General features: G+C 69.6%; 7 protein-coding genes and 1 tRNA gene. 7 read left to right on the top strand and 1 reads right to left on the bottom strand.

What is annotated here, in order from left to right:
• The 4 genes from VH112_13270 to VH112_13255 form a co-directional block, all read left to right on the top strand.
• Nucleotides 1-1,738: FAD-dependent oxidoreductase (locus tag VH112_13270; protein ID HEX4541204.1), on the top strand; the 1,738-nt coding region annotated here is incomplete at its 5' end.
• A gap of 286 nt (nt 1,739-2,024) precedes the next feature.
• Nucleotides 2,025-2,792: a DUF929 family protein gene (locus tag VH112_13265; GenBank protein ID HEX4541203.1), complete on the top strand. Its 768-nt coding sequence runs from the start codon at nt 2,025-2,027 to the stop codon at nt 2,790-2,792.
• A gap of 4 nt (nt 2,793-2,796) precedes the next feature.
• On the top strand, nt 2,797-3,324 hold the full coding sequence (locus VH112_13260) for a vitamin K epoxide reductase family protein (protein ID HEX4541202.1): 528 nt from the start codon (nt 2,797-2,799) through the stop codon (nt 3,322-3,324).
• 77 nt (nt 3,325-3,401) lie between these two features.
• Nucleotides 3,402-4,940 carry a hypothetical protein gene (locus tag VH112_13255; GenBank protein ID HEX4541201.1) on the top strand — a complete coding sequence of 513 codons (1,539 nt, stop codon included), beginning with the start codon at nt 3,402-3,404 and terminating at the stop codon, nt 4,938-4,940.
• Between the two features lie 118 nt (nt 4,941-5,058).
• On the opposite strand, the gene VH112_13250 is transcribed toward VH112_13255, so the two are convergent.
• On the bottom strand, nt 5,059-5,979 hold the full coding sequence (locus tag VH112_13250) for a metal-dependent hydrolase (GenBank protein ID HEX4541200.1): 921 nt from the start codon (nt 5,977-5,979) through the stop codon (nt 5,059-5,061).
• Nucleotides 5,980-6,208: 229 nt separating this feature from the next.
• On the opposite strand from VH112_13250, the gene VH112_13245 reads away from it, so the two are divergent.
• From VH112_13245 to VH112_13235, 3 genes are all read left to right on the top strand, one after another.
• Nucleotides 6,209-7,222 (top strand): adenosine deaminase, encoded by a 1,014-nt coding sequence (locus tag VH112_13245; protein HEX4541199.1) that lies wholly within the window; start codon nt 6,209-6,211, stop codon nt 7,220-7,222.
• A gap of 82 nt (nt 7,223-7,304) precedes the next feature.
• Nucleotides 7,305-7,380 (top strand) — tRNA-Arg (locus VH112_13240).
• Nucleotides 7,381-7,511: 131 nt separating this feature from the next.
• Nucleotides 7,512-7,997, top strand: coding sequence for an N-terminal phage integrase SAM-like domain-containing protein (locus VH112_13235; GenBank protein HEX4541198.1), 486 nt, complete (start codon nt 7,512-7,514; stop codon nt 7,995-7,997).
• The last annotated feature ends 54 nt before the right edge of the window (nt 7,998-8,051 follow it).

Genomic DNA, 8,051 nt, shown 5'->3' with positions numbered 1-8,051 from the left:
TGGTGCGGCGACGACCGGGGCCCGCCGCCTGACGCCGGAAAGGCTGGGGATGAATCCGATCGGGCACGAACCACAACCGGCGACCGGCGACGTCGTCGATGACGGCCGTCTGGGCGTGACCCGGCGCGCGCTGCTCGGCGGCATGGCCGCGGCGGGCGCCGGTCTCGCCTTCCGCCCGACTCCCGCCGCCGCTGCCGGGAGCTCTTCCGGCGGCCAGTCGACCGGGGCGCCGTCGGGCAGCCGCCGGGCCGACGTCGTCGTCGTCGGCGCCGGGATCGCCGGCCTGGTGGCGGCGCGGACCCTGCGATCGAAAGGAATCTCGGTCGTGGTGCTCGAGGCCCGCGACCGCGTGGGCGGTCGTACGCTCAACCAGGACCTCGGCGCCAACGGCTATCCCGGCCGGGTGGTCGAGATGGGCGGGCAGTTCGTGGGACCGCTCCCGGACGAGCCGGCCACTTCCAGCGTGCCGACCCAGGCCGTCTACCGTCCGCAGGCGAGAATCTTCGGACTCGCCCGCGAGCTGGGCATCGGCACGTTCAAGACCTACAACAACGGCGACTACATCAACTACCTGCGCGGTGTGGGGACCACCCGCTACAGCAGCTCCAGTCGCATTCCGCCCGATCCGAGCACCTCCAACGCCGGGTTGGCGCTCGGGCTGCTCAACCAGATGGCGCAAGGCGTCGATCCCGCTGCTCCGTGGAGCTCCGCCCACGCCAGCGAATGGGACGGCGAGACGGTGGAATCATGGATGCGCCGCACCCTGGTGCCGCCGGGCTCACCGGACGCCTCCACCAACCACCTGGTGACGCTGGCCGTCGAGGAAGTGCTCTCGGTCGAGCCGAGGGAGATCTCGATGCTGTGGTTGCTCAACTACATCGCCTCGGCGGGCACGTTGGACAACCTCGTCGACACCGCCGACGGTGCCCAGGACAGCCGCTTCATCGGAGGCTCCCAGGCCATCTCGATCGCCATGGCCGCGCAGCTCGGCGACAGCCTCGCTCTCAATGCCCCCGTTCGGGCGCTCGAGCATTCGGGCGGCTCGGTGACGGCGAGAGGCGATGGCTTCAGCGTGACCGGGCGGCGCGCCATCCTCGCTCTCCCGCCGGCGCTGGCCGGCCGTGTGGCCTACGACCCTCCGCTCTCCAGCCTGAGCGCGGACGGCTTCCTGCGCGATCAGCTCACCCAGCGGTTTCCCATGGCCAGCATCCTGAAGGTGAACGTCATCTATCCCGTGCCTTTCTGGCGGGACCAGGGCCTGGCGGGTCAGGTCACGAGCGACAGCGGGACGGTCCGCGCCACCTTCGACAACACGCCGTATCCCGATCCCCAGACCCCGCGGGTCACTCCGGGCGCCCTCCTCGGCTTCATAGAGGCCGACGAGGCTCGATCGTGGTCGGCCCGGACCCGGGAGGAGCGCTACCACCAGGTCCTGGCCGACCTGGCCAACTACTTCGGTCCACAGGCCCTCCAGCCCCTGGGCGGCATCGACGGCTACTACGAGGCCCTGTGGAACCGCGAGGAGTTCAGCGCCGGCGGGCCGATCGGCTTTCCGACCCCCGGCACGCTGGTGGGCTACGGGCCGGCGCTGCGCCGGCCGCTTGGCCTGGTGCACTGGGCGGGCACCGAGACGGCGACGCGGTGGGCGGGGTACATGGACGGCGCCGTCGAGTCGGGGGAGCGGGCCGCCAACGAGGTGCTGGCGGCGCTCGGATCGCGCGCGGGGGCGCCGGCGTGAGGCCCGGCGGCCGGTGTCTCGGGCCGGCCGCGGCACGACTCCAGGGCTCGATCGCTACAGTTTCGGGGCGTTGCGTTGGTGATGCGCCAGCCCCGCCAGCAGGGAGTTAGAACTCGACGTGGCCAATTCGGGACGAACGTCCTCACGGGGGAACCGCGGTGGACCGAGCCGTCCCCCGCCCAGCCGCGCCAAGCAGGCCCGACCGGCCCCGGCTCGCCAAGCCCCTCGTCGGAGCGGGTGGACGTGGTGGCCCTGGGCGGCAGGCGGGCTCGTCATCGTCGTCGTCGTGGCGATCGTCGTTGTTGCCGTGACGAGCGGTGGCTCGAAGGCCACGGCCACGACGCCAGCGCCCGCTGATGTCGTCCAGGCGGCGACGAACGTGCCCCCCGGCACGCTGGCGGCGGTGGGCGTGGGCCCGTCGGGTATCCAGGCGCCCAAGCCCACCACTGGCAACCAACCCGCGCTGACCAGCAACGGCCTGCCCGAGGTGCTCTACATCGGCGCCGAGTACTGCCCATACTGCGCCGCCGAGCGCTGGCTGATGGTCGTGGCTCTGAGCCGGTTCGGCACCTTCTCGCACCTGGGAGCCACAGAGTCCGCCACCAACGACGTGTTCCCGGGGACCAAGACCTTCAGCTTCCACGGATCGAGCTACTCCAGTCCCTACTTGGTGTTCACGTCCGTCGAGACGCAGAGCAACCAGCCCTCGGGCAACGGGTTCGCCCCCCTCCAGCAGCCGACCGCAGCCCAGCAGAAGCTCCTCCAGCAGTACGACACCCCGCCGTACTCTCAAAGCTCGGGCGGGATCCCCTTCGTGGACTTCGGCAACCGCTACATCGTCTCGGGCGCCAGCTACAGCCCCCAGGTCCTTCAGGGTCAGTCCATGTCGGCGATCGCGGGCAGCCTGGCCGACCCGTCGAACCAGACGGCGCAGAACATCGACGGGACGGCCAACATTCTCACCGCGGCCATCTGCCAGCTGACCAACAACCAGCCGGGGCAGGTGTGCAGCACCCCGACGATCACCGCGGCCAAGGCGAAGCTCGGCGGCTGACCCGATGACGCCGAGGCTGGAGGTCGAGCGTCCGCCCGTGGCCGACGACGAAGGTGACGGCGGGCCCGGCACCGTGAGCGGTTGGTTTCCGGCCCTCGGCGTGATCTTCGCCGTTGCGGGCGTCGGCGCGTCCTCCTATCTCACCGCGGCGCACTACACCTCTACCTCGATCCTGGCCTGCAGTGGGTCTGGCGCCATCAACTGCGCCAAGGTCACGACGAGCCCTCAGTCGATGCTGGTGGGGATCCCGATCGCCCTGCTGGGGCTGGTCTGGTTCTTGGCCATGGTCGTGCTCAACCTGCCCGCGGCGTGGCGATCCGCGCTGCCCGCCGTGACGGTGACGCGGCTCGTGTTGGCCGTCGGAGGGATGGGCTTCGTCCTGTACCTCATCTCCGCGGAGCTTCTCTCGATCAAGGCCATCTGCCTGTGGTGCACGACCGTTCACGTGCTGACGTTCGCGCTGTTCGTGCTGACGTTGGCGGGCACGTCCCGGCTGGGGCTGACCGAGGCCTCTCGCCGCGTCGCTCGCTGAGGCCGGGCTCCACGGACCGCCCATCGCCCTCCGTGCCCGGAGGCTGGACCTCCCGGTCATCGGTGAGCTGGCTGGGCATGTGTCTCGGTCTGCTGGTCACCCTGGCCTGGTTGAGCGCCGTGCCCTATCTGCTGGTCGGCAGCGGCCTGCGCTCGCCGCTCCGGCTGGCGACGACCGATGCGGTCCATCTGTACGTGGGCTCGGCGATGGTCGTGTTCCTCGTGGCCAAGGTCGGCCGGGTCGGTCTGCGGACCACGGTGCCCGGAGTCTCGGGGCTCGTGCTGTGGCAGCGCTGGCTGTCCTGGTCGCTCGGTGTGGGCTACGCCGCGGTCATCCTCACCGGCGCCTTCGCGCTCGTGCCGTGGTCCGCCCCTGTCCGTGGCGATCTTGCCGACGCCCACCTCATCGCGTCGGTGTGGATGGTCGTCCCGACCACCTGGCATGTTGTCCACCACCGGGCCCGCGCCTACCGCCGGCTGCGGCGCATACGCGCGCCGCGATGGCTCGGGCTGGCGCTTCTGGTGGTCCCGGTGGGTGCGGCGGCCGTTGTCGGTCGCGCCGCGGCGCTGCCCTCCCAGACCGGTGCGGGGGCGGCCTGGGCGCCGACCGGGCCGCGCGTGTTCCTCGACCGTCTCGCCCTGACCCCCGACCGGCGGCAGCTGGTCGCCGGCGGTGGCGGGCTCTTCATCCAGCGACTGGGTGACGCCCGCTGGCGACGGGTGGGCCCGTTCAGCGACGACAATCCCGTGCTCGGACTGGAGCTGCCCGCCCGCGGCCCCTTCGCCGTCCTTGCCGGCGCCGTCGACGGGCTGTGGGGAGCGGCGCGGGTGGAGGGGCCCTACGAGCGCCTACCGGTCCAGGCCACGGAAGTCCATGCCGTGGCCGTCGATTTCGACAGGACGGGCACCATGTGGGCCAGCTCCGAGCAGGGGATGTGGCGCACGACCGATGGCGGACGCCGGTGGGAGGACCTGAGTGCCGGCCTCGCCGATCCCAGCAGCGCCTGGTCGCTGGCGTGGCGCGGACAGAGCCTGTTCGGAAGCGACGGCCGGGGCGTCTACCGCTGGACCGGCGACCGCTGGACGCCAAGCTCGAGCCAGTACGGGGTCGTGATGTTCGACACCGACCCGACCGGACGGCTCGTGGCGAGCTCCATGGGTGACGGCGTGCGCACCTACGACCGCGGGCGCTGGCGGCCGACGCAGGCCGGGCTGACGGTGCACGACCACCGCGCCGGACCGGCGGGCGTGCACGTGGTGAGCGTCAGCTTCGGGCTCGGTGGACGAGCCTACGCCGGGACCATGGAGGACGGCGTCGAAGCCAGCCTGGACGGCGGGCGGACCTGGAGCCAGAGCTGGCCCCAGCTGGCGGGTGATGGGGTCGCCTGGCGTGTGTTGCCCATCGGCTCGCAGCTGGTCGCCGCCACTGATCGAGGACTGCTGACCTACCGGCTTCCCCCGGCCGAACCGGCTCGCTGGTGGTGGTGGCTCGCCGTGGCCGGGGGCGGCGTGACGGCCGCCGGGCTGGCCGTGTGGGTCAGTCGCTCGCCGATCGCCGGCCGAGGCGGTACAGCGCGACGAGCGACCCTCCGACTCCGATCCCGGCCAGAAAGATGATCCCGTGCTGCAGGTCGTGGTTGAGCTGGCTGGACTCGGCCCACGATGACAGCGCGAACTGCCCGATCAGCGCCACCGCGACGGCCGTCACGAGGACGCCGAGGGCGACCACGTCTCGTCAGCCCTTCGCGGCCGCCCGTGCTGCGGGGGAGCGGGCGAGGTAGTCGAGCGCCATCTGCGTCGAGGATTCCTGATTGGGGTGGTGTCCGGGGCGCACGTACCGAGGCGCGGCTCCGAACAGCCTGGCCGGAGAGGGCAGTCGATCCTGGCGCGCTGCCCGCAGCCAGTCTCTCCAGCGGGGCTTGGCCCCCTGGAGCGACGGGTCGTGCCGCATGAGGAACTGGACGCCGAGGACCCAGAACAGCGACAGGAAGAACACCGATTCGGCCATGGTTGTCGCACGCTGGAGGTAGCTGCCCGAGACCTCGTTGTGCACATCGAAGACCAGCGACCGGTGCTCGACCTCCTCCGCTCCGTGCCAACGGAGGAGGTCGAGCATGACCGGATCGGCTCCGGCGCGCTCGAGCCCCTTGTTCTCGATGACCCAAGCGCCAAGCACACACGTGTAGTGCTCGATGGCGGCGACGACGCCCAGCCGGCGTTTGAGCCACCACCGCTGGAGCGGCTGTGGCCAACCGGGGTGGTCGGCGAGCACCCGGCCGAACCACTGCTTCTCCAGTCGCCTGGTGTAGGGCTCCGTGTCGATGCCCCTCTCGGCGAGATGCTCCAAGACGACGGTGTGGGCCCAGGCGTGCCACGACTCCTGTTGCACGAAAGGCTTGATCTCCTCCTGGAGCTCCTCGTCGTGCACCAGGGGCCGGGCCTTGTTCACGACATCGATGAACCACCGCTCACCGGCGGGCAGGAGCAAATGGAGCACGTTGATGACGTGGCTGGTGAACGGGTCGTCCGGGACCCAATGGGGCGCAGTGGTCGACCAGTCGAAGCGGACCTTGCGCCGCACGATGGGGTGACCCTCGCGAACTGTGTGACCGTCGGCCGTGACGACCGATCCGGATTCCTGAATGGCCATGCTCATCACCTCGTTCCGCCAGATAGGGGTGAGCAGCACCAGGGACGAGATCGCCCGATCTGTCGCGCTGAGACGTCGTCAGCAGACAAGCGCCTGGTCCCCAGGCTGCACCGACGTTGATGTACCCCTTCTCCGCCGGCAGCAATCCCCTGGTCAGGGGACGGGCGCGGTGCCCCGTCGCTCAGCGTGGCACGGTGGAGCGGACCGGGGACGTCACGAGAAGGGGCAATTTCAGATGAGCGTGAATGGCTTCGCGTGGGATGTCCCCAAGGCCGAGCTGCACCTCCATATCGAGGGCACGTTGGAGCCCGAGCTGATGTTCGAGCTGGCGGAGCGCAATCAGGTGTCCCTGCCCTTCCCGGACGTAGAGGCGCTCCGCCGGGCCTACGTCTTCGACGATCTGCAGTCGTTCCTCGACATCTATTACGCGGGCTGCGCCGTGTTGATGACGGCGCAGGACTTCTACGACCTGACGGCCGCCTACCTGTCGCGTGCTGCCGGCCAGGGTGTTCGCCACGCCGAGATCTTCTTCGACCCTCAGACCCACACCGAGCGGGGCATAGCCTTCGAGACCGTCGTCACGGGCATCCACCGTGCCTTGGAGGAGGGGCTCGGTGAGCTGGGGATCTCGTCGCGGCTGATCCTGTGCTTTCTGCGCCACCTGAGCGGCGAGGCCGCCCTCGACACCCTGGAGGAGGCCCGGCCATTCGCATCCTGGATGGCTGCCGTCGGTCTCGACTCCTCGGAGGTGGGAAATCCCCCCTCCAAGTTCACGGCCGCCTTCCGGCGGGCCCAGGAGATGGGGCTGTCGGCCGTCGCGCACGCCGGAGAGGAGGGGCCGCCCGAGTACATCTGGGAAGCGCTCGACCTTCTCGGCGCCCGTCGCATCGACCACGGGGTCCGGTGCCTGGAGGACGAGCGGCTGGTGGAGCGGCTGGTGGCGGAGCAGGTCCCGCTCACGGTCTGTCCGCTGTCGAACGTCAAGCTCCGGGTCTTTCCGACCTTGCGGGAGCACAACCTTCCGGAACTGGTGCGCCGCGGGCTGATGGTGACGATCAACTCCGACGACCCGGCCTACTTCGGGGGCTACGTTGCGGACAATCTCGGCGCTGTCGCCGACGCGTTCGACTTGGGGGAGGCGGAGATCGCTCACCTGGCGCGCAACTCTTTCCTTGCCTCGTTCCTCGACGATGAGGCCAAACAGCGGCACCTGGCGGCAATCGACCAGATCACTGCAACCGGGCGCTGACGGCGTCGGGCACTCGGTTGGCTCTCGGGGTGGCGCTGAAGAGCGGCGACTTAGAGTGTGACTGTCTTCCCAGCTCCCCCTGGCCCCCGTAGCTCAGAGGATAGAGCGTCGGTTTCCTAAACCGTGCGTCGGAGGTTCGAATCCTCCCGGGGGCGCCACAAAGTACCAGCTCAGGCGGCACCTCTAGCACCGCCCTGAGCTCGTAGGAATCTGGCTTGATCATCCGATTAGCCTCTCGGCGGTGAGAGGGAGCCTCCAACCCCGAGGCAAGAACACCTGGTATGCGCGCGTGTATCTGGGGCGCGATGAGAAGGGTCGCAAGCGCTATCTGACGCGCACCATCCACGGCAACAAGCGCTTCGCAGAGGACATGCTCCCCGAGGTCCTCATGGAGGCGGGCCGAAGCGACGTCGTCGCCGAGGGAACCCTCTCGGACCTCGTCCAGCGGTGGGAGGCCGTTGCCGATGCGAATCTGGCTCCAACGACCCTGCGCGAGTACCGGCGACTCCTCGATCGCCTGATCCTCCCCCGCTTCGGCCACATCAAGGTGCGCAACCTCCGCCCTGCTGACATTGACGCTTTCTATGCCGACCTCCAGCGGCGTGGTGCAGGGAAAGGTGGGGCCCCTCGGTGCGCAAAGCATCCACCATGTCCACTCACTGCTACGCCGGCTTCTCAACCAGGCCGTGAGGTGGGGGTGGATCACGACGAGTCCAGCGGCCCGAGCCTCGCCACCTCGCGTCCGACGTCACGACATCCGTATCCCTCCCGTTGAGCAGGTGGGAAAGCTAATCCGAGCAGCTGGTGAAAGGGACCCCGAATTAGGCTG

It is taken from the genome of Acidimicrobiales bacterium, assembly GCA_036270875.1.
Taxonomy (GTDB): Bacteria; Actinomycetota; Acidimicrobiia; order Acidimicrobiales; family AC-9; genus AC-9.
Note: the sequence above shows the minus strand (reverse complement) of the source record. Positions and strands in the feature narration are given on the sequence as shown.